The organism is Mesorhizobium wenxiniae, assembly GCF_002284535.1.
Taxonomy (GTDB): Bacteria; Pseudomonadota; Alphaproteobacteria; order Rhizobiales; family Rhizobiaceae; genus Mesorhizobium; species Mesorhizobium wenxiniae.
In genome coordinates, this window is record NZ_NPKH01000024.1 from 169,969 (window position 1) to 192,298 (window position 22,330).

General features: G+C 63.9%; 21 protein-coding genes. 13 read left to right on the top strand and 8 right to left on the bottom strand.

The features are described from left to right. The 4 genes from mtaB to CIT31_RS20180 form a co-directional block, all read right to left on the bottom strand. Complete coding sequence (gene mtaB / locus CIT31_RS20165) at positions 1 to 1,338, bottom strand: tRNA (N(6)-L-threonylcarbamoyladenosine(37)-C(2))-methylthiotransferase MtaB (protein ID WP_095520176.1); 1,338 nt, start codon at positions 1,336 to 1,338, stop codon at positions 1 to 3. Continuing rightward, positions 1,338 to 2,222, bottom strand: coding sequence for a diaminopimelate epimerase (dapF, locus tag CIT31_RS20170; RefSeq protein ID WP_095520070.1), 885 nt, complete (start codon positions 2,220 to 2,222; stop codon positions 1,338 to 1,340). The genes mtaB and dapF overlap by 1 nt, the downstream gene beginning before the upstream one ends. Before the next feature lie 174 nt (positions 2,223 to 2,396). Next, complete coding sequence (locus CIT31_RS20175) at positions 2,397 to 2,558, bottom strand: DUF1328 family protein (protein ID WP_040987840.1); 162 nt, start codon at positions 2,556 to 2,558, stop codon at positions 2,397 to 2,399. A 100-nt stretch (positions 2,559 to 2,658) separates the two neighbouring features. Then, on the bottom strand, positions 2,659 to 3,669 hold the full coding sequence (locus CIT31_RS20180) for an MBL fold metallo-hydrolase (RefSeq protein ID WP_095520177.1): 1,011 nt from the start codon (positions 3,667 to 3,669) through the stop codon (positions 2,659 to 2,661). A 290-nt stretch (positions 3,670 to 3,959) separates the two neighbouring features. Between CIT31_RS20180 and CIT31_RS20185 the strand changes: the two genes are divergently transcribed. Next, positions 3,960 to 4,499, top strand: coding sequence for an AprI/Inh family metalloprotease inhibitor (locus CIT31_RS20185; RefSeq protein ID WP_095520071.1), 540 nt, complete (start codon positions 3,960 to 3,962; stop codon positions 4,497 to 4,499). Positions 4,500 to 4,642: 143 nt separating this feature from the next. Continuing rightward, positions 4,643 to 5,845: a cell division protein ZapE gene (zapE, locus tag CIT31_RS20190; RefSeq protein WP_095520072.1), complete on the top strand. Its 1,203-nt coding sequence runs from the start codon at positions 4,643 to 4,645 to the stop codon at positions 5,843 to 5,845. Between the two features lie 120 nt (positions 5,846 to 5,965). Here zapE and CIT31_RS20195 read toward each other — a convergent pair whose 3' ends face one another. Continuing rightward, positions 5,966 to 6,373 carry a GNAT family N-acetyltransferase gene (locus tag CIT31_RS20195; protein WP_245316402.1) on the bottom strand — a complete coding sequence of 136 codons (408 nt, stop codon included), beginning with the start codon at positions 6,371 to 6,373 and terminating at the stop codon, positions 5,966 to 5,968. Positions 6,374 to 6,612: 239 nt separating this feature from the next. Here CIT31_RS20195 and mdh point away from each other — a divergent pair, with 239 nt between their 5' ends. The 9 genes from mdh (at position 6,613) to lpdA (ending at position 17,362) form a co-directional block, all read left to right on the top strand. Next, positions 6,613 to 7,581, top strand: coding sequence for a malate dehydrogenase (gene mdh, locus CIT31_RS20200; RefSeq protein ID WP_095520073.1), 969 nt, complete (start codon positions 6,613 to 6,615; stop codon positions 7,579 to 7,581). A 31-nt stretch (positions 7,582 to 7,612) separates the two neighbouring features. Next, positions 7,613 to 8,806, top strand: a complete 1,194-nt coding sequence (gene sucC, locus CIT31_RS20205) for an ADP-forming succinate--CoA ligase subunit beta (RefSeq protein WP_095520074.1) — start codon at positions 7,613 to 7,615, stop codon at positions 8,804 to 8,806. A gap of 4 nt (positions 8,807 to 8,810) precedes the next feature. Then, positions 8,811 to 9,185 carry a cupin domain-containing protein gene (locus CIT31_RS20210; protein WP_095520075.1) on the top strand — a complete coding sequence of 125 codons (375 nt, stop codon included), beginning with the start codon at positions 8,811 to 8,813 and terminating at the stop codon, positions 9,183 to 9,185. Positions 9,186 to 9,234: 49 nt separating this feature from the next. Next, the gene (sucD, locus tag CIT31_RS20215) at positions 9,235 to 10,137 is read left to right on the top strand and encodes a succinate--CoA ligase subunit alpha (protein WP_095520076.1); all 903 of its coding nucleotides are present in this window, start codon (positions 9,235 to 9,237) and stop codon (positions 10,135 to 10,137) included. Between the two features lie 148 nt (positions 10,138 to 10,285). Further along, complete coding sequence (locus CIT31_RS20220; protein WP_095520077.1) at positions 10,286 to 13,273, top strand: 2-oxoglutarate dehydrogenase E1 component; 2,988 nt, start codon at positions 10,286 to 10,288, stop codon at positions 13,271 to 13,273. 50 nt (positions 13,274 to 13,323) lie between these two features. Next, on the top strand, positions 13,324 to 14,625 hold the full coding sequence (odhB, locus tag CIT31_RS20225) for a 2-oxoglutarate dehydrogenase complex dihydrolipoyllysine-residue succinyltransferase (protein WP_029349373.1): 1,302 nt from the start codon (positions 13,324 to 13,326) through the stop codon (positions 14,623 to 14,625). Positions 14,626 to 14,666: 41 nt separating this feature from the next. Then, on the top strand, positions 14,667 to 15,179 hold the full coding sequence (locus tag CIT31_RS20230) for a hypothetical protein (protein ID WP_245316403.1): 513 nt from the start codon (positions 14,667 to 14,669) through the stop codon (positions 15,177 to 15,179). Then, positions 15,176 to 15,931 carry an SDR family oxidoreductase gene (locus CIT31_RS20235; protein WP_029349369.1) on the top strand — a complete coding sequence of 252 codons (756 nt, stop codon included), beginning with the start codon at positions 15,176 to 15,178 and terminating at the stop codon, positions 15,929 to 15,931. Before CIT31_RS20230 ends, CIT31_RS20235 begins: the two co-directional genes overlap by 4 nt. 24 nt (positions 15,932 to 15,955) lie before the next feature. Continuing rightward, the gene (gene lpdA / locus CIT31_RS20240; RefSeq protein WP_095520179.1) at positions 15,956 to 17,362 is read left to right on the top strand and encodes a dihydrolipoyl dehydrogenase; all 1,407 of its coding nucleotides are present in this window, start codon (positions 15,956 to 15,958) and stop codon (positions 17,360 to 17,362) included. Between the two features lie 688 nt (positions 17,363 to 18,050). Here lpdA and CIT31_RS20250 read toward each other — a convergent pair. Together CIT31_RS20250 and CIT31_RS20255 are read right to left on the bottom strand one after the other, a co-directional pair. Then, positions 18,051 to 19,118 carry a TraB/GumN family protein gene (locus CIT31_RS20250; protein WP_095520181.1) on the bottom strand — a complete coding sequence of 356 codons (1,068 nt, stop codon included), beginning with the start codon at positions 19,116 to 19,118 and terminating at the stop codon, positions 18,051 to 18,053. 115 nt (positions 19,119 to 19,233) lie between these two features. Continuing rightward, positions 19,234 to 20,172, bottom strand: coding sequence for a tyrosine recombinase XerC (locus CIT31_RS20255; protein WP_095520078.1), 939 nt, complete (start codon positions 20,170 to 20,172; stop codon positions 19,234 to 19,236). Positions 20,173 to 20,300: 128 nt separating this feature from the next. Here CIT31_RS20255 and rimM point away from each other — a divergent pair, with 128 nt between their 5' ends. Then, entirely contained in the window at positions 20,301 to 20,900 is a 600-nt protein-coding gene (rimM, locus tag CIT31_RS20260) for a ribosome maturation factor RimM (RefSeq protein WP_095520079.1), read from the top strand. Further along, positions 20,897 to 21,595 carry a tRNA (guanosine(37)-N1)-methyltransferase TrmD gene (gene trmD, locus CIT31_RS20265; RefSeq protein ID WP_095520080.1) on the top strand — a complete coding sequence of 233 codons (699 nt, stop codon included), beginning with the start codon at positions 20,897 to 20,899 and terminating at the stop codon, positions 21,593 to 21,595. The genes rimM and trmD overlap by 4 nt, the downstream gene beginning before the upstream one ends. Here trmD and CIT31_RS20270 read toward each other — a convergent pair. Next, positions 21,577 to 22,329, bottom strand: coding sequence for a sulfite exporter TauE/SafE family protein (locus CIT31_RS20270; RefSeq protein ID WP_095520081.1), 753 nt, complete (start codon positions 22,327 to 22,329; stop codon positions 21,577 to 21,579). The genes trmD and CIT31_RS20270 overlap by 19 nt on opposite strands. Between the last annotated feature and the right edge of the window lies 1 nt (position 22,330).

The window sequence follows — 22,330 nt, forward strand, 5'->3', positions numbered from 1 at the left end:
TCAGGCGGCGCGGGCGGCAAGCGGCGCCGCGATCAGGCGCGCGCCATCATGGCCGGCGATATCAGCCTCAACGATTTCGCCCGGCGCGCCCTCGGAGATCGTGGCAAGCGTAAAGCCTTCGGTGCGGCCGAGCCTGTCACGCTCGACCAGGATCGACTGGCGTGTTCCGGCGAGTGCAGCGAGGTGGCGGCGATAAGCGGCGTCACCGGCGGCGCGCAGCCGTGCCGCACGCTGCTTGACCAGTTCGCGGCGAAGCTGCGGCATGCGCGCGGCGGGGGTGCCTTCGCGCGGCGAGAACGGGAAGACGTGGAGATGCGTCAGCCCGCATTCCTCGACGATCTCCAGCGATTTTTCGAACATAGCGTCCGTCTCGGTCGGGAACCCGGCAATGATGTCGGCACCGAAGACGATGCCGGGACGCAATTTGCGCAAATCCTCGCAAAAACGGATCGATTGATCCCGGTTGTGCCGGCGCTTCATCCGCTTCAGGATCATGTCGTCACCCGCCTGCAGCGACAGATGCAGATGCGGCATCAGCCGGGGCTCGGTGGCGATGGCGTCGAGCAAGTCGTCGTCGGCCTCGATCGAATCAATCGACGAGAGGCGCAGGCGTTTCACGCCAGGCACCTGCTTCAGGATCGTCTTGACCAGTTTGCCGAGTTTCGGGCTGCCAGGCAGGTCGGCGCCGAAACTGGTCATGTCGACGCCGGTCAGCACGATCTCGGCATAACCATTGCCGCTCAGCCGCTCGACCTGCTCGACCACGGCGCCCATCGGCACAGAGCGCGAATTGCCGCGGCCATAGGGGATGATGCAGAAGGTGCAGCGGTGGTCGCAGCCGTTCTGCACCTGGACGAAGGCCCGCGCCCGGCCCTCGATGGCGTCGACCATGTGGCCGGCCGTCTCGCGTACCGAAAAAATATCGTTGACGCGAGCCTTCTCGGTATCGTTGACGCCGAAATCCGGCAGCGCGCGATAGGAATGCGCCTTCAGCTTCTCTTCATTGCCAAGGACGAGATCGACCTCGTCCATGGCAACGAAATTCTGCGGCTCGGTCTGCGCCGCGCAGCCGGTGACGATGATGCGGGCGGCCGGGTTCTCGCGCCGGGCCTTGCGGATCGACTGTTTTGCCTGGCGCACCGCCTCGCCGGTGACGGCGCAGGTGTTGAAGATGATTGCGCCGCCTTCCAGCGCGCCAAGGCCGGCGCTCTCCGCCTCCCGCCGCATCACCTCGGATTCGTAGGTGTTCAGCCGGCAGCCGAAGGTGACGACGTCTACACCTTTGGGAAGTGTGGCGTCCCTGGAAAGAGCGGGACCCTTCTTGGCAAGAGGAGCCATCAGGCGGCGCTTTCGGTGTCGCGGGCCCACACGCCGGTCGACGGGTCGAAGCTGCCGGAAAATTCCCATTCGGCGGCGCCGGTGAGAATGACGTGGTCGTCGCCGCGCCACTCGACGTGCAGCGAACCGCCGCCGGGTGTCACCAGAGAGACGCTGCGTCCGGTCCGCCTGGTGCGCGCGGCAGCGACGACGGCGGCACAAGCCGCCGTACCGCAGGCCCTGGTCAGGCCGGCGCCGCGCTCCCAGGTGCGGATGACCATCGTCTCGGGCGAGGTCACCCGCGCGATGGTGATGTTGGCGCGTTCGGGGAAGATCGGGTGGTTTTCGAGCAGCGGGCCGAAGCGGTCGAGTTCGTAGGACCAGACGTCGCGGTCGACCCAGAAGATAGCGTGCGGATTGCCCATCGACACGACCGAGGGCGAGTGCAGCACAGGCGCGTCGATCGGGCCGATCTGCAGCTCGATCATGCGGGTATCGCGAAATTCCTCGGCGAGCGGAATATCCTGCCAGCCAAAACGCGGCTTGCCCATGTCGACCGAGATCAGCCCGTCGGCATGTTCTTCGGCGTTGAGGATGCCGGCGACGGTCTCGAAGGCGAACGTCTTCTGGCCGGTCTCGGCGGCAAGTGCCTGCACCACGCAGCGCATGCCGTTGCCGCAGGCCTGCGCGCCGGTTCCGTCGGAATTCAGGATGTCGATGAAAAAGGCGGTGCCCGGCGTCCTGGCGTCGTGGATCGACATGATCTGATCGAATTTCGTCGCGGCATCGGCATTGAGCGCAAGCGCGGCAGCCGGCGTCACCCGATCGGCGCGACCGCGCATGTCGGCGACGATGATCTCGTTGCCAATGCCGTTCATCTTGGCGAAGGGGGCAGTGCTTGCCATGGATCGAAAGGTCTCATGCCGGTTTGGCGCCTATATGGCGGATACCGGCCGAAATTACCAGTGTGCGCACGCGTCAGAGCGACGTGCGTCCATTTGGACGCCCAAAGTAAGCTCTGACACGTTGAACCCGCGCAACGTGCTTTCCGAAAATCATTCCGAATTCGGGCCGATGCGCTACGTCACTGCGAAAACGCCGAGCACGATCAGCAGGAAGATGATCAGCACGATGCCGATGAGGATACGGGCGCCGGTGGCGGCCGCTCCGGCCAATGCCGGCATGCCGAGCAGGCTGGCCGCGGCCGCGATAATCAGAAGAATGATGATCCATTTGATCATGGGGAGACCCCTTGCAGCCGACGGTTGTAGATGCTGACCAACGCGTTTGCGTCGCCCAGGTTCCGCAGGGGGTCCGATGGCCGCGAAGCCGGCCGCCTGCCTAGAGCGCCGGCACGTCCCAGACTTCGCCGGGACGCAAGGCGCGAAAGCGTTCTTGCGGGATACCTTGATCGTCGAGGGCTTCGCTAAGCTTTCTGGCCGGCTCGTCGATCGGCTCGTTGGTCAGCCGGAACGTGCCCCAATGGCAGCCGGCAGCATGGGCGGCGTTGCACAAAAGCATGCCTTGCACCGCCTCCTCCGGGTTTTGGTGGTGTGGCGCCATGAACCAACGCGGCTCGTAGGCGCCGATCGGCAGGATGGCCAGGCGGAAGCCGCCGTGCGTTTCGGCCATCAGCCGGTAGTTGATGCCGTCGTGGAAGCCGGTGTCGCCGGCGAAATAGACCTTTCCGCCCAGCGTCTCGACCACAAATCCCGCCCACAGCGCCATGCGCCGGTCGCGGGTGCCGCGCGCCGACCAGTGGTGCACCGGCTCGACATAGACGGCGACGTCCTTGCCGATCTCGACCCTCTCGCCCCAGTCATGCACGGAAAGCCGCATGCCGGGAACGCCATCGTCGATGATGGCGTCATTGCCGAGCGGCGTCAGCACCAGCGGGTCGTGCTTTGTCTTCAGCCGCTTCAGCGTGGCGAGGTCGAGATGGTCGTAGTGGTTGTGGCTGACCAAAACGAGGTCGATCGGCGGCAGGTTGGAAAAGGCGATGCCCGGCAGATTGACCCGTTTCGGCCCGGCAAAGGACAGCGGCGAGACGCGTTGCGACCAGACCGGGTCGGTGAGGATGTTCAGGCCGGCTGTCTGGATGAGCAGCGTGGAATGGCCGACCATGGTCAGCCTCAGCCCGGAGCCGTCGATCCGGTTGGCCGGTGTCGCTTGATGAAACGGACTCGGATTCGCCGCCGGCCATTTCGAGCGCTCGCCGCCCAGCTGCCACTTCAAAAGATCGGAAAAGCGGGCAGGCGGCTTGCCGTTGGGATTGAAGAACAAGGTGCCGTCGAAATGATCGCTGGGCGGGCCGCTATAGTAGCGATTGGCGGCTCTTTTTCTCGCAGCCAAGGTTTCGCCTCCGGCAGGGTTCCGTTTCACCAGAGATAGGACCGAAGCGGGCTGGCGCAATCATTTGGCGGCCGGACGCCAGGTCACGCCTGTACAGGCAACCGCTGCGCAGCCTCGAGTCAGGCCCGAAGAGAAGGCTTTGACGACTGCATTTTGTGGTAAAGTTGCAACAGATGCTGCCGCAAATGGTATTTTAACCATATCGGGTTGAAATTTCGCCACCTTCTCCATCTTGGTGAAGGGGATATTGTGCGGACGGCAGCCCCAGCCGGATCCGACGGAGGTTTGAAATGAATTTTTCTAAAACCGGTCTGCTGGCCGTATCGCTTGCCGCGCTCGTTGCGAGCGGCTGTTCAACGTCACGGTTCTCGTCGATGGACCAGCAGCCGTCGCCGCTTGAGGCCGCGCCCTCCGGCACGGTGACCGCAAATCAGCTGCCGCCGCCGGCGGCGCCCGGCACTGCCGACCCGTCGAAATTTCCGACGGCGCCGCAAGGCCCTCAGGTTGCCTCGCTGCCGCCGGACGGGACGGCTCCGGCCGGAGCGCCGGATCTTACCGCCTCCAGCGTCGCCGGCGTGTGGAAGGCCAGCGTGTCCGGCCAGAGCTGCCAGGTGGCGACGCCGCAGACCAAGTTCGGCGCCGGCTACCGGGCCGGGCCGCTGCATTGTCCGGCGCCGATCAACGGCATTAAGTCCTGGAACGTCGCCGGCAAGCAGTTGACGCTTTACGACGAGAACGGCGGCACGCTGGCACGGCTCTATTCCTCGGGCGGAGAGAAATTCGACGGCCAGACTTCCAACGGCCTGCCGATCTCGCTTACAAGAGGCTGACCCGCCGCTTATTTTGTTTTACGCAATTCCGAACGGAAAACCGCTACACACTTTTCCTGGAATTGCTGTCTTTTGTTTTTACGCAATTCCGGACGGAAAACCGAGACACACTTTCCTGGAATTGCTCTAGAACGACGTGACCGATGCATCTGCGTGACGGCCTTCAGACCCATGCGACCGTCCGGCAGCGCTACGACCATCTGGTCGATACCGGCCTGATCGACCGCGATCCGGCGCAGGAGCGGATCGTCGCGGCACTCGACCGGTTGATCGATGAGATCTCGGCAAAGCGGCTGGCGCACAAATCGAGCGCGCTGGGCTGGCTGTTCGCCCGCAAGCGTGAAACGCGCGAGGCCGTCAAGGGCCTCTACATCCATGGCGGCGTCGGCCGCGGCAAGACCATGCTGATGGACATGTTCTTCGAGCTGGTGCCGGTCAGGCGCAAGCGTCGTGTCCATTTCAACGACTTCATGGCCGATGTGCAGGATCGCATCCAGAAGCACCGGCAGGCGCGTAAAGAGGGCGCCGTCAGGGAAGACGACCCGATCGCGCCGGTGGCCCGCGCGCTGGCCGAGGAGGCCTGGGTGCTGTGCTTCGATGAGTTTTCCGTCACCGACATCGCCGATGCGATGATCCTGTCCCGGCTGTTCTCGGCGCTGTTTGCCAACGGCGTCGTGCTGGTCGCCACGTCCAATGTCGCGCCGCAGGATCTCTACCACGACGGCTTGAATCGCCAGCTTTTCCTGCCCTTCATCGGCATCCTGGAGCGGCATGCGCAGGTGCTGGCGCTGGATGCCGACAAGGACTATCGGCTGGACAAGCTCAGCCGCCTGCCGGTGTATGTCACCCCTGCCGATGCCGCCGCCGATGCTGTCCTCGACGAGGCCTGGGAAGTGATGACGCGTGGCCGGCGGACTGCCGAGGCGGCATTGACGGTAAAGGGCCGGCAGGTCGTGGTGCCGCGAGCCGCCGGCGAAGCGGCGCGGTTTTCCTTTGCCGATCTCTGTGAAAAACCGCTCGGTGCCCGCGATTTCCTGGCGATTGCCAGCCGCTTCTCGACCATCTTCATCGATCATGTGCCGGCGCTCGGCGAAGGCATGCGCAACGAGGCCAAGCGCTTCATCCTGCTGATCGATACGCTCTACGATCATCATGTGCGGCTGGTGGTGAGCGCCGCTGCACCGCCACCGCAGCTGTACACGGCCAGGCGCGGCAACGAGGTCTTCGAGTTCGAGCGCACCGCGTCACGCCTGATCGAGATGCAGAGCCATGAATGGCTGGAAGACTGGGCGGGGAGGCAGAGGGGGAAGGTGGTGCCTGTGGAGGCGAGGCAGGCGCAGGCCTAAACCTTGTTTCGTAGCGTCCCGTCACACCCCTCTCTGTCCTGCCGGAACAGAGGGGGTGCTGTCCCGCCATCGCCAAAAGGTTCGGTCCCGCTGTGATGCCCTACAAGTCAAACACATACATCACGAACTCCTCCGCCGCCCCATGTGGCTCCTTCCGCGGCTCATACACCGCGCGGGCCGCAATATTGTCCGGCTCAGTGGCGACCCCGGCCTCCTCGCAGCCAAGCTCGCGGCCGAGCTCAACATGGGGTCGAGCATCTTCGTCGCGATGCCCTGGCGCAGGAAGGCCGGCGATACGCCGACTTCGTCGATGTAGAGTTCGCTCCCCTTGTCCGGGTGGCGGTGGATGACGGCGGCGCATTGACCGACGACTATGCCTTCGGCCACGGCGACGACCATAAAATGGTCGGGTTCGCGGACATACGCTGCCAGCCGATCCGGCCTGACCGGTTCATCGAACACATCCTCGGCCACCCGCATCACAAGGGCGTCATCGCCTTGGTTGAGCCTTACGATTTCCACATGCATTGTGTAAAATCTCCCAAGTCGGCTTATAAACTTTAACGTTTACGTAAATCCCAATCGATCTAACCGATTGAAATAACTCACTCCGAAATAATCGTTTGAATATTTTGTGCGCCGGGGCTATTGGGTGCGGCGAAATCTTTGCGGCTTCCCCGCAGCATTCCGGCCTCCTTCCTCGACGCCGTCATCAAATTCGTGAAGAATTTGGGCGCCGTCACAGTCTAAAGGGAAAACCTCCTGACATGGCACGCAACAAGATAGCGCTTATCGGCTCGGGCATGATCGGCGGCACGCTCGCCCACATGATCGGCCTCAAGGATCTCGGCGACGTTGTGCTGTTCGATATCGCCGAGGGCATCCCGCAAGGCAAGGGGCTGGATATCGCGCAGTCGTCGCCGGTCGATGGGTTCGATTCCAGGCTGACCGGCGTCAACGATTACGCCGGCATCGAGGGAGCCGACGTCTGCATCGTCACCGCCGGCGTGCCGCGTAAGCCCGGCATGAGCCGCGACGACCTTCTCGGCATCAACCTGAAGGTCATGGAGCAGGTTGGCGCGGGTCTCAAGAAATACGCGCCGAAAGCCTTTGTCATCTGCATTACCAACCCGCTCGACGCCATGGTCTGGGCGCTGCAGAAGTTTTCCGGACTGCCGAAGAGCCATGTCGTCGGCATGGCCGGCGTGCTGGACAGTTCGCGCTTCCGCTATTTCCTGGCCGAGGAATTCAAGGTCTCGGTCGAGGATGTCACCGCCTTCGTGCTCGGCGGCCATGGCGATTCCATGGTGCCGATGATCCGCTATTCGACGGTCGCCGGCATCCCGCTGCCCGACCTCGTCAAGATGGGCTGGACCTCGAAGGAAAAGCTCGACCAGATCGTGCAGCGCACCCGCGACGGCGGCGCCGAGATCGTCGGCCTGCTCAAGACCGGTTCGGCCTTCTATGCGCCGGCCGCCTCGGCGATCTCGATGGCCGAGGCCTATCTCAAGGACAAGAAGCGCGTGCTGCCCTGTGCTGCGCATCTCTCCGGCCAGTATGGTGTCAAGAACACCTATGTCGGCGTGCCGGTGGTGATCGGTGCCGGCGGCGTAGAGCGCATCATCGAGATCGAGCTCAGCAAGCCCGAGCAGAAGATGTTCGACAGTTCGGTGGCGGCGGTGCAGGGCCTGTGCGAGGCCTGCGTCAAGATCGCTCCGCATCTCGCCGCCAAGTGACCCGCCGCCAAGTGACCTGGAGACAACGCGCATGAACATCCATGAATATCAGGGTAAGGCGCTGCTGAAGGGCTTTGGAGCACCGGTGGCCGAAGGCGTGCCGGTGTTCGAGGCAAGCGAAGCGGAAGCCGCCGCCAAGGCGCTGCCCGGCCCCCTCTATGTGGTGAAGAGCCAGATTCATGCCGGCGGCCGCGGCAAGGGCAAGTTTAGGGAGCTCGGTCCCGACGCCAAGGGTGGTGTCAGGCTGGCGAAGTCGGTGGCCGACGTCGTTGCCAACGCCAACGAGATGCTCGGCCACACGCTGGTCACCAAGCAGACCGGCCCGGCGGGCAAGCAGGTCAACCGCCTCTACATCGAGGACGGCGCCGACATCGACCGCGAGCTCTACCTGTCGCTGCTGGTCGACCGCTCCGTCGGCCGCATCGCGTTCGTCGTCTCGACCGAGGGCGGCATGGACATCGAGGCGGTCGCCCATGACACGCCGGAAAAGATCATCACCGTCACCATCGACCCGGAAAAGGGTGTGACGGCGGACGATTTGCAAGAACTCAACGGCGCGCTGAAGCTCGACGGCGAGGCCGCCAAGGACGGCGAGACGCTATTCCCGATCCTCTACAAAGCCTTTCTCGAGAAGGACATGAGCCTGCTCGAGGTCAACCCGCTGATCGTCATGAAGAACGGCCGGCTGCGCGTGCTCGACGCCAAGGTGTCGTTCGACAACAACGCGTTGTTTCGCCATCCCGACGTGATGGAGTTGCGCGACATCACCGAAGAGGACGAGAAGGAGATCGAGGCGTCGAAACACGACCTCGCCTATGTCGCGCTCGACGGCAATATCGGGTGCATGGTCAATGGCGCCGGCCTCGCCATGGCGACGATGGACATCATCAAGCTCTATGGCGCCGAACCCGCCAACTTCCTCGATGTCGGCGGCGGTGCGTCGAAGGAGAAGGTGACGGCGGCGTTCAAGATCATCACCAAGGATCCGGCGGTCAAAGGCATCCTGATCAACATCTTCGGCGGCATCATGAAGTGCGACATCATCGCCGAGGGCGTGATCGCAGCAGTGAAGGAAGTCGGCCTGCAAGTGCCGCTGGTGGTGCGGCTCGAAGGCACCAATGCCGAGCTCGGCAAGAAGATCATCAACGACAGCGGGCTCAACGTCGTCTCGGCCGACGACCTCGACGACGCTGCCAAGAAAATCGTGGCGGCGGTGAAGGGCTGATCTGGTGCCTCCGCACAAGATAAATCTCGTCGAGGCGGCGGATCAGAAGATCAAAAAGGTCTTCAATCCGCATATCGCCGGCGACGTCAATGACGCCCAGGTCAAGATCGCCAAGTTTGGCGATGTCTTCGACTGGCATGCGCATGACAATGAGGACGAAGCGTTTCTGGTGCTGCGCGGCCGCATCGCTATCGATTTCCGCGACGGCACGGTGGAGCTTGGCAGCGGCGAGTTCATCGTCGTGCCGCGGGCGGTTGAGCATCGGCCGCGCTCGCTGAGCGAGGAGCCGGTGGTGCTGATGTTCGAGCCGGCGACGACGCTCAACACCGGCAATGCCAAGAGCGACCTCACCGTCGCCGATCTCAAAGCTCTGACCTGACGATGACCGCGCAGCCTTCCTCCATCAACGGTTTGTAAAAAGGACCACCATGTCCATTCTCGTCGACAAGAACACCAAGGTCCTCGTGCAGGGCCTGACCGGCAAGACCGGCACGTTCCATACGGAGCAGGCGCTGGCCTATCACGGGACAAAAATGGTCGGCGGCATCCACCCCAAGAAGGGTGGCGAGACGTGGACCGGCGCCAAGGGCGAGAGCCTGCCGATCTTTTCCACGGTTGCCGAAGGCAAGGCAACGACCGGCGCCAATGCTTCCGTTGTCTATGTGCCGCCGGCGGGCGCCGCAGAGGCGATCCTGGAAGCGATCGAAGCCGAGATCCCGCTGATCGTCTGCATCACCGAGGGCATCCCGGTGATCGACATGATCAAGGTCAAGGCAAGGCTCGACCGCTCGACATCGCGGCTCATCGGTCCCAACTGCCCCGGCGTCCTGACCCCCAACGAATGCAAGATCGGCATCATGCCCGGCAACATCTTCCGCAAGGGCTCGGTCGGCGTTGTTTCCCGCTCGGGAACGCTTACCTATGAGGCAGTGTTCCAGACCACCAATGTCGGCCTCGGCCAGACCACCGCCGTCGGCATCGGTGGCGATCCCGTCAAAGGCACGGAGTTCATCGACGTGCTGGAGATGTTTCTCGCCGACGACGAGACCCAGTCGATCATCATGATCGGCGAGATCGGCGGCTCGGCCGAGGAAGACGCCGCGCAGTTCCTCAAGGACGAAGCCAAGCGTGGCCGCAAGAAGCCGATGGCCGGTTTCATCGCCGGGCGCACGGCGCCGGCCGGCCGCACCATGGGTCATGCCGGCGCGGTGATTTCAGGCGGCAAGGGCGGCGCCGAGGACAAGATCGCGGCGATGGAATCGGCCGGGATCAAGGTATCGCCGTCGCCGGCCCGGCTCGGCACGACGTTGGTCGAGGCGATCAAAGGTTAAGGCAGTAAGGGCAGTAAGGGCAGTAAGGGAGTAGGGGAATAGAAAGAACGGGACGAGTGGCGACAATTGCCACTTCCCTGCTGCCCTACTGCCCTATTCCCTTACTCCCCTTCGGAAAAGGAGACGGAGCCAAGGCTTCGACAATGACATGGCAAGACAAGATCAGGCCAACGACCAATTTTCGCTTACCTCTTTCCTCTATGGCGGCAATGCCGACTATATCGACGCGCTCTACGCCGCCTTTGAGGACGATCCCGCTTCGGTCGACCCCGAATGGCAGGATTTCTTCGCGGCGCTGAAGGACGACGCCGGCGATGTCCGCAAGAATGCCAAGGGCGCCTCTTGGGCCAAGCCCTCATGGCCGCTGCAGGCCAATGGCGAATTGGTGTCGGCGCTCGACGGCAATTGGGGCATCGTCGAGAAGCACATCGAGAAGAAGGTCCAGCACAAGGCGGTGATGAACGGCGTCTCCCTTTCCGACGCCGACGTACATCAGGCGACGCGCGATTCCGTGCGCGCCATCATGATGATCCGTGCCTACCGCATGCGTGGCCATTTGCACGCCAATCTCGATCCGCTCGGCATCGCCAAGCCGCTCGAGGACTATAACGAGCTGTCGCCGGAAAATTACGGCTTCACCGCCGCCGATTACGATCGCCCGATCTTCCTCGACAATGTGCTCGGCCTCGAATTCGGCACCATCCGGCAGATGCTCGATATCCTGACCCGCACCTATTGCTCGACGCTCGGCGTCGAGTTCATGCATATTTCCGATCCCGAGGAGAAGGCCTGGATCCAGGCGCGCATCGAGGGCACCGACAAGGAGATCTCCTTCACCGCTGCCGGCAAGAGGGCGATCCTGCAGAAGCTGGTCGAGGCCGAAGGCTTCGAGCAGTTCATCGACGTCAAGTACAAGGGCACCAAGCGCTTCGGCCTTGACGGCGCAGAAGCGCTGATCCCGGCGCTGGAGCAGATCGTCAAGCGCGGCGGCCAGCTCGGCATGAAGGAGATCGTGCTCGGCATGGCGCATCGCGGCCGGCTGAACGTGCTCTCCCAGGTGATGGCCAAGCCGCACCGCGCCATCTTCCACGAGTTCAAGGGCGGCTCGGCCGCACCCGACGAGGTCGAGGGCTCGGGCGACGTGAAGTACCATCTCGGTGCTTCGTCGGACCGCGAGTTCGACGGCAACAAGGTGCACCTGTCGCTGACCGCCAATCCCTCGCATCTGGAAATCGTCGATCCGGTGGTGATGGGCAAGGCGCGGGCCAAGCAGGACTCCCTGTTCGGCCGCAGCCGCGAGGAGATCGTGCCGCTGGAAGAGCGCGCCAAGGTGCTGCCGCTGCTCCTGCACGGCGACGCCGCCTTTGCCGGCCAGGGCGTGATTGCCGAAATCCTCGGCTTGTCGGGCCTGCGCGGCCACCGCGTCGCCGGCACGCTGCATTTCATCATCAACAACCAGATCGGCTTCACCACCAATCCGCGCTTCTCGCGCTCGTCGCCCTACCCATCGGATGTGGCCAAGATGATCGAGGCGCCGATCTTCCACGTCAACGGCGACGATCCGGAAGCCGTGGTCCATGCCACCAAGGTGGCGATCGAATTCCGCATGAAGTTCCACAAGCCTGTCGTGGTCGACATGTTCTGCTACCGCCGCTTCGGCCACAATGAGGGCGACGAGCCGGCTTTCACCCAGCCGATCATGTACAGCAACATCCGCAGCCACAAGACGACGGTGCAGATCTATGCCGACCGGCTGATCACCGAAGGCCACCTCACCCAAGCCGAATTCGACAAGATGAAGGCCGACTGGCGGGCACATCTCGAGCAGGAATTCGAAGTCGGCCAGCATTACAAGCCAAACAAGGCCGACTGGCTGGATGGCGCCTGGTCGGGCCTGCGCACGGCCGACAACCAGGACGAACAGCGGCGCGGCAAGACCGCCGTGCCGGTCAAGACGCTGAAGGAAATCGGCAAGAAGCTGACCGAGGTGCCGAAGGATTTCGAGGCCCACAAGACGATCCTGCGGTTTCTCGAGAATCGCCGCCAGGCGATCGAGTCGGGCGAAGGCATCGACTGGTCTACAGCCGAGGCGCTGGCCTTCGGCGCCATCCTGCTCGACGGCAATCCGGTCCGGCTGTCCGGACAGGATTCGGAGCGCGGCACGTTCTCGCAACGCCACTCCGTGCTCTACGATCAGCGCGACGAGACACGCTACATTCCGCTCAACAATCTGTCGGCGGCGCAAGCCGGCTTCGAGGTCATCAACTCGATGCTGTCTGAAGAGGCCGTGCTCGGCTTCGAATACGGCTACAGCCTGGCCGAGCCGAAGGCGCTGACGCTCTGGGAAGCCCAGTTCGGCGATTTCGCCAACGGCGCCCAGGTAGTGTTCGACCAGTTCATCTCGTCGGGCGAGCGCAAGTGGCTAAGAATGTCGGGCCTCGTCTGCCTGTTGCCGCATGGCTATGAAGGCCAGGGGCCGGAACATTCGTCGGCCAGGCTCGAGCGCTTCCTGCAGCTTTGCGCCGAAGACAACATGCAGGTGGCCTACTGCACGACGCCGGCCAACTACTTCCACATCCTGCGCCGGCAGTTGAAGCGGGATTTCCGCAAGCCGCTGATCCTGATGACGCCGAAGTCGCTGCTGCGTCACAAGCGGGCGGTGTCGACGCTGCCGGAGATGTCGGGCGAAAGCGCGTTCCACCGGCTGTTGTGGGACGATGCCCAGCAGCTCCCCGGCCAGGCGATCAAGCTCACCAAGGATTCGAAGATCCGCCGCGTCGTGCTCTGCACGGGCAAGGTCTATTACGACCTCTACGAGGAGCGCGAGAAGCGCGGCATCAACGACATCTATCTGCTGCGCGTCGAACAGCTCTATCCCTTCCCGGCCAAGGCGCTGATCACCGAGCTGTCACGCTTCCGCAACGCCGAGATGGTGTGGTGCCAGGAGGAGCCCAAGAATATGGGCGCCTGGTCCTTCATCGATCCGTATCTGGAATGGGTGCTGGCGCATATCGACGCCAAGCATCAGCGGGTGCGCTATACCGGCCGGCCGGCCGCCGCGTCGCCGGCCACCGGATTGATGTCGAAGCATCTCGCCCAGCTTGCCGCCTTGCTCGAAGACGCGCTCGGTGAATAGAACAGAGCTCGGCGAATAGAACAGAACCGACAGAAAAACGGACAGGCACAATGGCTACCGAAATCCGCGTCCCCACTCTTGGCGAATCCGTCACCGAGGCGACCATCGGCAAATGGTTCAAGAAGGTGGGCGACGCGATCGCCACCGACGAGCCGCTGGTCGAGCTCGAAACCGACAAGGTAACGGTGGAAGTGCCGGCCGCGGCCGCAGGAACGCTCAGCGAAATCGCCGTCAAGGAAGGCGAGACGGTCGAGGTCGGCGCTTTGCTCGGCATGATTTCGGCGGGCGACGGGGCAAAAGCGGCAGCACCCGCGAAGGCGTCAACTCCTGAAACGAAGCAGGACGCGGTATCGCAGGCCTCGGCTCCGACCGCCGCATCCACAGTCGAGCAAGCCGCGGCCGAGACCGCCAAGATCGCCGGCGATGCCGGGCCGATCGAGGCGCGCGCGATGCCGCCGGCGCCGGCGGCGGCGAAGCTGCTGGCCGAGAGCAATCTTGCGGTCGACCAGGTCTCGGGCTCCGGCAAGCGCGGCCAAGTGCTGAAGGGCGACGTGCTCGACGCGATCGCCAGGGGCGCGCCGTCGCAACCGGCCGAGACGCCGAAGGCCCCTGCACCGGTTGCTGCCCGTGCGCCGTCCTCGGCCGACGACGCGTCGCGCGAAGAGCGCGTGCGCATGACCAAGCTGCGGCAGACCATCGCGCGCCGCCTCAAGGAAGCGCAGTCGACCGCAGCCATGCTGACCACTTTCAACGAGGTGGACATGAGCGCGGTGATGGCGCTCAGGACCAAATACAAGGATGTGTTCGAGAAGAAGCACGGCGTGAAGCTGGGCTTCATGGGCTTCTTCACCAAGGCCGTCACCCATGCGCTGAAGGAGATCCCTTCCGTCAATGCCGAAATCGACGGCACCGACATCATCTTCAAGAACTACGCCCATATCGGCGTCGCCGTCGGCACCGAAAAGGGCCTCGTCGTGCCGGTCGTGCGCGACGCCGACCAGATGTCGATCGCCGAGATCGAGAAGGATATCGGCAGGCTGGGCGTCGCCGCGCGTGACGGCAAGCTTTCCGTGGCGGATATGCAAGGAGGCACGTTTACGATTTCTAACGGCGGCGTCTACGGCTCGCTGATGTCGACGCCGATCCTCAACGCGCCGCAGTCGGGCATTCTGGGCATGCACAAGATCCAGGAGCGGCCGGTGGTGGTCGGCGGCCAGATCGTGATCCGGCCGATGATGTATCTGGCGCTCTCCTACGATCACCGCATCGTCGACGGCAAGGAAGCGGTGACCTTCCTGGTCCGGGTCAAGGAAAGCCTGGAGGATCCGGAGCGGCTGGTGCTCGACCTCTAAGGTAGGTCGAGGTGAGCGGGAGAATGGATCTGCGCCACCGAATGAGCTCCTCTCGTTTGCGCTCCGGATTGTTTTTCACGTTGTGCACGGCCGGTGTTACGCAGACGGGATCGGCAGCCTTTGCCGCCTGTCCGCTCGAGCTCGCCGTCTATGGCGATGCCGAAAGCGCGGCCGAGATCGATTTCAGGCCGACCGGGGGATCGGCTGTCGTCACCAACACCTTCAAGATGGTGCTCGACAACAGCGTCGTACTCGACGGTATCGTCATGTGGACGGAAGGCGTGGCGCGGCCGCATGGTTCGCTGATGTACAAATGCCCGACAGGCGACGTCACCGGCGACGAGCTCGCCGCCTGCACGGTGTGGGAGGGGGTCGTCTACAGTGCTGACGAGAAGGGCAACATCGCTCTGCTGCCGGCCGAAGGCGTGGACGCGCCGAAGACCCTGATCTTTCCCGACCTCGGGCCGTCGCTGCAGATGTCGTCCGCCTATGGCGCCAATGGCTTTTCGAAAGTGCCGTGGGACGTTTTTTCGCTGAAAGGCTGCCAGGAATGAGCGCGACGAAAAAAGTCCTGCTGGTCACCGGCGGCGGCCGCGGCATCGGCGCCGCCATCTGCCGGCTGGCAGCCAAGGCCGGCTACCGCGTGGCGGTCAACTACGCGACGAACCAAAGCGCCGCCGACGCACTGGTCGCTGAAATAGCGGCGGCAGGCGGCGAGGCTTTGGCGGTCAAGGGCGATGTCGGCGTTGAGGCCGATGTCGTGGCCATGTTCGAGGCAGTGGACCGCGCCTACGGCCGGCTCGACGCCCTTGTCAACAATGCCGGCGTGGTCGACGTCAAGGCACGCGTCGACGAGATGAGCGTTGCGCGGCTGGAGCGCATGATGCGCATCAACGTCATCGGCCCGATGCTGTGCGCCCGCGAGGCCGTGAAGCGCATGTCGAGCAGCCATGGCGGCAGGGGCGGCGCGATCGTCAACATTTCGTCCGCCGCCTCAGCGCATGGCTCGCCGGGCGAATATGTCGACTACGCGGCGTCCAAGGGCGCGATCGACACCTTCACCCTTGGGTTGGCCCGCGAGGTGGCAACCGAGGGCGTGCGCGTCAATGCGGTGCGTCCCGGCATCATCGGCACCGAGATCCATGCCTCGGGCGGCCAGCCCGACCGCGTCGAGCGGATGAAGGACATGCTGCCGATGAAACGGGCGGGCACGTCAGATGAAGTCGCGCATGCGGTTCTTTATCTTTTGTCGGACGACGCGTCCTATACGACGGGCGCAATCCTGAATGTGAGCGGCGGCCGCTGAGTGCCAGACCAGAAGGACAGTATCATGGCTTATGACGTCGTTATCATCGGATCGGGACCGGGCGGTTATGTCTGCGCCATCAAGGCGGCACAGCTCGGCCTGAAGACGGCGGTGCTCGAGAAGAACCCGACCTTCGGCGGCACCTGCCTCAATATCGGCTGCATCCCGTCCAAAGCGCTGCTGCATGCTTCCGAAATCTTTGCCGAGGCCGGTCATTCCTTCGATGCGCTCGGCGTCGAGATCGGTGCGCCAAAGCTCAATCTAGGGAAGATGATGGCGCACAAGGATGCGACCGTGTCGTCCAACGTCAACGGCGTTGCCTTCCTGTTCAAGAAGAACAAGATCGACAGCTTTCGCGGCACCGGCAAGGTCTTGTCCGCCGGCAAGGTATCGGTGACCGGCGAGGACGGCAAGGTCGAGGAGATCGAGACCAAGAACATCGTCATCGCCACCGGCTCCGACGTCGCCGGCATTCCGGGCGTCAAGGTCGACATCGACGAGAAGGTCATCATGTCCTCGACCGGCGCGTTGTCGCTGGCCAAGGTGCCGGGCCATCTGGTGGTGGTTGGCGGCGGCGTCATTGGGCTGGAGCTCGGCTCGGTATGGGCGCGGCTCGGCGCCAAGGTGACGGTCGTCGAGTTCCTCGACACCATTCTGGGCGGCATGGACGGCGAGGTTGCCAAACAGTTCCAGCGCATGCTGTCCAAGCAAGGCGTCGAGTTCAAGCTCGGCGCCAAGGTCACCGGTGTCGCCAAGGCCAAGAAGGGTGTTACCGTGACGTTCGAGCCGATCAAGGGCGGTGCGGCCGAGATCATCGAGGCCGATGCGGTGCTAATCGCGACCGGACGCCGGCCTTATTCGGACAGTCTCGGGCTGAAGGAAGCCGGTGTCGAGGTCGACGAGCGTGGCCGGGTCAAGACGGACGGCCATCTCAAGACCAATGTACCCGGCATCTACGCCATCGGCGACGTCATCGCCGGGCCGATGCTCGCGCACAAGGCCGAGGACGAGGGGGTGGCGGTGGCCGAGATCATTGCCGGGCAGGCCGGCCATGTGAACTATGATGTGATCCCGAACGTCGTCTACACCAGTCCGGAAATCGCCTCGGTTGGCAAAACAGAGGAAGAGCTGAAGGCGGCCGGCATCGACTACAAGGCCGGCAAGTTTCCGTTCAGCGCCAATGGCCGGGCGCGCGCCATGCTGCATACCGACGGCTTCGTCAAGATCCTGGCGGACAAGCAGAGCGACCGCGTGCTCGGCGTCCACATCGTCGGCTTCGGCGCCGGCGAGATGATCCACGAGGCGGCAGTGCTGATGGAGTTCGGCGGCTCGTCGGAAGATCTTGCCCGCACCTGCCACGCCCATCCGACGATGTCGGAAGCGGTGAAGGAAGCGGCACTGGCGACCTTCTTCAAGCCGATCCACATGTAGGCCTTCCCAAGCTACTCCGGCAGCCAACTAACGGCTCAAGGCAAAACGGCCCGCTTTTCAGCGGGCCGTTCGTATCTGGAGTCAGCAGCCGATCACTGCGGGGCTGGTGCGGGCGCCGGAGCAGGCGCTGGCTCTGCAGGCGCGGGAGCAGGTGCCGGAGCAGGCGCTGGAGCTGGCTCTGCAGGTGCCGGAGCTGGCGCAGGCTCTGCCGGAGCAGGCGTCGGTTCAGCGGGCGCCGGGGCCGGCGTCGTGGCGGCCGGCGGTTCAGTAGGCGCTGGCGCTTCGTCGCTTCTTCCAAAAACATAGTAAGCGACAATAGCCAGAATAACGACAACCAGGGCAATCAGCCAGCCGGTGCTGCCGCCACCCGACCTGGGAGGGGGTGTCGGAGTGGTGTACGGGTCGTTTGGATTCGCCATAAAAGTGTCCTCCGTGGGATGAAAGGTATCAATCAACACACATCAACGCGCAATCGCCGAACAGGTTTCACGCTAGGGATCGAAACCGCCGAAAACAGGGCAATCTTCGCCGGGAATCGTTTGTCCGCACGCACTTTACTCGCAAAATTCGCAGCAATCGAGCCAAAATAAACCTTTCGACCTTCCTGTACTGAGACAAGCTTTCCGTGATTCGGGAAAGGCATCGCTCCGAATCACGTCTTGCCGGATTCGCAACTCAACCGTGCAACTCAATCGACGGCAGTGACGGTGTAGCCGGCCTTGCGGAAATCCTCGACCAGGCCTTCCGCGCCCGGAAGGTGCAGGGCGCCGACCGCCATGAAGGCGTTGCCCTTGGCGAGGATCGGCCCGGCATGGTCGATCATCACCTTGTTGCGGCTGGTGATCATGGTTTCCTCGAAGGCGGCATAGCCCGCCGAATCGTCTTCGTCGCCGGGAAGGACGGCACGAAACAGCGGCCAGAGCATGCCGATGTCGCCGCGCTGGTAAAGCACGATCATGGTTTCGTTGACGTCGTTCACCCTATTGCCGAGCTTCAGTGTATCGACGAGGCCCTTCATGTGAAAAGCGAGCGGCAGCGAGGCCATGGCGCGAAGCTGGTCGGCGATGGTCTCCAACCCATCGACGGCTTTGCCTGAGGCTTTGGCGTCCTGCGCAAGCTTGACGTCGAGCACCGGCGTGCCGCCGGCCTGGCGGGCCAGTTCACAGGCCGGGAGCGCGACCATGGTCGACAGCATCCACGGTTTCATCTTGGCGACACTCGCCGGCGGGATGCCGCGCGAGTCGAGCGCCTTGTTCACCGCCGCCGCATCGTCCGGCGACAGCAGCGAGGACAGCGTGGTGCTGTCGGTGAACATCATCAGTTCCGGCTCTTTCAGGAACGCCGCCATCATCTTCTGCTGATCGAGCACCTCCGTGGTCTCGATGACGATAGTGTCGGCGGCGTCAAAGGCCTTTTGCGCGGCGGGCGGCAGAGTGGTCACGCGCGGGTCGGACATATGCATGGTGCCGAACAGGAAGGACGGTCTTTCGCCCGCCTTTTCCAGTTTCCACAACAGGCCCTTGCCGTTCGGTGTCGCGGCCGCTTCGGTCTCGATCTTGCGGTAGGTGACCGGGTCGTCCTTCCGCAAGGCCGACAGCATGTCGACGCCGGCGCAGGCCGGGGTTTCGGCGCGCGCCGTGCCGGCGGCGAGCAGCGCGATGATGAGGAAAGAGAGAAAAAACAGGACGTTGAGCGCCACGAGCAGCCTCAACGAGGCAAGGGCCGTGCGGTCGGCGATGGCAATGACGCGTTTCATGGTCCGTTTTTTAGAGACAAAGAACGGCGAAACGGTTAACCGGCGCAGCAAAATTGTCTTGGACATGGCTCCACGGCTCATATCTTGGCGGCAACTTTGCGAAATCATGCGTCGGTTACGCCCGCGGATGAGCCGCTTCATAGATTTCGAGCAGCCTCGCGGTGTCGACGCCGGTGTAGATCTGTGTCGTCGACAAGCTGGCGTGGCCCAAAAGTTCCTGGATGGTGCGCAGGTCGCCGCCGCGTCCAAGCAGATGCGTGGCGAAGGAATGGCGCAAGGCGTGCGGCGTGGCGGTGTCGGGCAGATTGAGCGCCGAGCGCAGCCTGGCCATGTCGCGCTGGACGATGGCCGGGTTGAGCGGGCCGCCGCGGGCGCCGCGAAACAGCAGGCCCTTCGGGTCGAGATGATAGGGGCAAAGCCGGCGGTATTCGGCGATCGCCCGCAGCGCCACCGGCAGCACCGGCACCAGCCGCGTCTTGCCGCCCTTGCCGGTGACGCGCAGCACCGTTTCATCAGGCGACGACAGATCGGCGCCGGACAGGCTGAGCGCCTCGGAAATGCGCAGGCCCGAGCCGTAGAGCAGCGTCAACACGGCGCCGTTGCGGGCAGCGATCCACGGTTCCTCCGCCAGCTGGCCCTCCACCGAAACGACATGTTTCGCATCGCTTGCCGTCAGCGGCTTGGGCAGCGACTTCGGCTGCCGTGGCGCGCGCAGTGCCGCAGCACCCGCCGCATTGACGAGGCCGCGCCGCTCCAGAAAGCGCAGCAGCGAGCGGATGCCGGCCAGCCCGCGTCCGAGCGTGCGGGCGCCGGCGCCTCCGGCGCGGCGGGCGGCGAGAAAGCCGCGCAGATCGACCGGGCGCAGATCGGCGATATCCGAAATGCCGGGCGAACCGCCGCAATGGCCGGTCAGGAAGTGCAGGAATTGGCGCGTATCGCGCTCATAGGCCTCCACGGTTTCCGGCGACATCCGGCGCTCGCGCGCCAGCATCTTCAGCCAGCTTTCGCGGGCCGCCTGAAGGTCTGGTTTGGCCGGGATGAGGAATTCCTGCATTGCGCTCTTCCGATATGCCGTTCTTCCATTCTGGGCCATCTTCCGGCAGCCGGGTTAGGAAGCCGTGAAGAGCCGCGTCATTGAAATGACAAGAGGGTGGAGCTAGAGCAAGGCAAAGGATTTTTCCGATGACCAAACCGCAAAACCCCGTCCAGATGGCCGTGATCGGCGCCGCCCACGGCATCAATGGCGAATTGCGCGTGAAGACCTTCACCGGCGATCCGCTGGCGCTGGCCGACTACGGGCCGCTCTATGCCAGGGACGGCCGCGCCTTCCAGATCGTCGACATCAGGCCGGCTAATACGGTCGTCGTGGTGCGCTTCAAGGGCATCAGCGACCGCAACGCCGCCGAGGCGCTTGCCGGCACGGAATTGTTCGTCGACCGCTCGATGCTGCCTGACGATGGCGAAGAGGACGCATTCTATCATGCCGATCTCGTCGGGCTGGCGGTCCGGGACGATACCGGTGCTGACATCGGCAAGGTCGTCGCCGTGCATAATTTCGGCGGCGGCGACATTCTCGACGTGACGTTGGGGGGGCGCAAAGGCGTGCTGATCCCGTTCACCCAGGCCGCCGTTCCTGACGTGTCGATCAAAGACGGCTTCGTTCGCATCGATCCGGCGGCGGCGGGCTTGATCGATGACGAAGACGGCGATGAACCCGGCCGCGCCGGTTTCGACCCGAAGGGCAGGCCGCGCGGGCCCAAGGACGCCGGGGGAAATCGGTGAGTTTTTCCGCCTCGGTGCTGACGCTTTATCCCGAGATGTTTCCCGGCGCGCTCGGCCTGTCGCTGGCCGGCCGGGCGCTGGTATCAGGCACATGGTCGCTGGAAGCAATCCAGATCCGCGATTTCGCCAGCGACCGCCATCGCACCGTCGACGATACGCCGGCCGGCGGCGGCGCCGGCATGGTGATGCGCGCCGATGTGCTGGCCAGCGCCATCGACCACGCCTCGCCAGAGGGCGATCCGCGCCCGCGCCTGCTGATGAGCCCGCGTGGCAAGCCGCTGACGCAGGCCCGCGTGCGTGAACTGGCCGCCGGGCCGGGTGTCGTCATCGTCTGCGGACGCTTCGAAGGCGTTGACCAGCGGGTGATTGACGCGCGTGTGCTGGAAGAGGTCTCGGTCGGCGACTTCATCCTCTCCGGCGGCGAGCCGGCGGCCCTTGTGCTGCTCGACGCTGTCGTGCGGCTGTTGCCCGGCGTGATGGGCAATGCGGTGTCGGGCGATGAAGAGAGCTTTGAAAACGGCGTGCTCGAACATCCGCACTACACGCGGCCGCAGGAATTCGAGGGCCGGCAAATCCCCGAAGTCCTCACCTCGGGCAATCACAAGAACATCGCCGCATGGCGGCGCCGCGAGTCGGAAAGGCTGACCAGGGAAAGGCGGCCGGACCTGTTGGCCGCTCAGCCCTTGGTGAAATAGTAAAAGGCCAGGAACACCCCGACCCCGACGACGAAGCCGCGCACGGCAATTTGCGGCACGCGCCTGGCGATCCAGACGCCGGCATAGCCGCCCAGCGCGCCGCCGGGTACCATGATGATCGCCTGCGGCCAGGCGATCACGCCGCCGGAGACGAAGACCAGGATGGCTATCGCCGCGATGACCACTGCCAGCATGTTCTTCAGCGCGTTCAGTCGGTGATAGTCGCCGGGCTGGGTGAGGCCGAGCGTCGCCAGCATCATGACGCCCATGCCGGCGCCGAAGAATCCGCCATAGACTGCGGTGGCGAATTGCGCCAGGGAACCGACCAGCGAACCCACCGCGGCCTCATGCCCAGGCTTGGGCGCCGGCTTCAGCCACGGCCCGGCGGCGAACAGCGCGGTTGCCGCCAGCAGCAGCCAGGGCACCAGGACGCGAAACGACGGATTGTCGAGCGCCAGAAGGATGAGCGCGCCGGCCAGCGCGCCGAAGGCCGATATGACGCCGAGCAGCAACGCTGTGCGCCAGAAATGCTTGATGTCGGACCAGTAAGCGAGCGTCGAGGTGATGTAGCCGGGAAACTGTGTCAGCGACGAGGTGGCGTTGGCGACGACCGGCGGCAAGCCGACCAGCGACATGGCGCCGAAGGTTATAAACGTCCCGCCGCCGGCTATGGCGTTGACGGCACCTGAGAGAAAGCCCGCGAAAAAGAGCAGGGCCGCATCGAGAACTGGCATG

Bases quoted from the DNA above. Each gene is read 5' to 3' on its own strand.
- CIT31_RS20270 (WP_095520081.1), bottom strand. From the start codon at position 22,329: ATGCCAGTTCTCGATGCGGCCCTGCTCTTTTTCGCGGGCTTTCTCTCA.
- CIT31_RS20255 (WP_095520078.1), bottom strand. From the start codon at position 20,172: ATGCAGGAATTCCTCATCCCGGCCAAACCAGACCTTCAGGCGGCCCGC.
- mdh (WP_095520073.1), top strand. From the start codon at position 6,613: ATGGCACGCAACAAGATAGCGCTTATCGGCTCGGGCATGATCGGCGGC.
- CIT31_RS20175 (WP_040987840.1), bottom strand. From the start codon at position 2,558: ATGATCAAATGGATCATCATTCTTCTGATTATCGCGGCCGCGGCCAGC.
- sucD (WP_095520076.1), top strand. From the start codon at position 9,235: ATGTCCATTCTCGTCGACAAGAACACCAAGGTCCTCGTGCAGGGCCTG.
- CIT31_RS20185 (WP_095520071.1), top strand. From the start codon at position 3,960: ATGAATTTTTCTAAAACCGGTCTGCTGGCCGTATCGCTTGCCGCGCTC.
- CIT31_RS20220 (WP_095520077.1), top strand. From the start codon at position 10,286: ATGGCAAGACAAGATCAGGCCAACGACCAATTTTCGCTTACCTCTTTC.
- rimM (WP_095520079.1), top strand. From the start codon at position 20,301: ATGACCAAACCGCAAAACCCCGTCCAGATGGCCGTGATCGGCGCCGCC.
- odhB (WP_029349373.1), top strand. From the start codon at position 13,324: ATGGCTACCGAAATCCGCGTCCCCACTCTTGGCGAATCCGTCACCGAG.
- CIT31_RS20250 (WP_095520181.1), bottom strand. From the start codon at position 19,118: ATGAAACGCGTCATTGCCATCGCCGACCGCACGGCCCTTGCCTCGTTG.
- lpdA (WP_095520179.1), top strand. From the start codon at position 15,956: ATGGCTTATGACGTCGTTATCATCGGATCGGGACCGGGCGGTTATGTC.
- dapF (WP_095520070.1), bottom strand. From the start codon at position 2,222: ATGGCAAGCACTGCCCCCTTCGCCAAGATGAACGGCATTGGCAACGAG.
- CIT31_RS20235 (WP_029349369.1), top strand. From the start codon at position 15,176: ATGAGCGCGACGAAAAAAGTCCTGCTGGTCACCGGCGGCGGCCGCGGC.
- zapE (WP_095520072.1), top strand. From the start codon at position 4,643: ATGCATCTGCGTGACGGCCTTCAGACCCATGCGACCGTCCGGCAGCGC.
- sucC (WP_095520074.1), top strand. From the start codon at position 7,613: ATGAACATCCATGAATATCAGGGTAAGGCGCTGCTGAAGGGCTTTGGA.
- mtaB (WP_095520176.1), bottom strand. From the start codon at position 1,338: ATGGCTCCTCTTGCCAAGAAGGGTCCCGCTCTTTCCAGGGACGCCACA.
- CIT31_RS20230 (WP_245316403.1), top strand. From the start codon at position 14,667: ATGAGCTCCTCTCGTTTGCGCTCCGGATTGTTTTTCACGTTGTGCACG.
- CIT31_RS20195 (WP_245316402.1), bottom strand. From the start codon at position 6,373: ATGCATGTGGAAATCGTAAGGCTCAACCAAGGCGATGACGCCCTTGTG.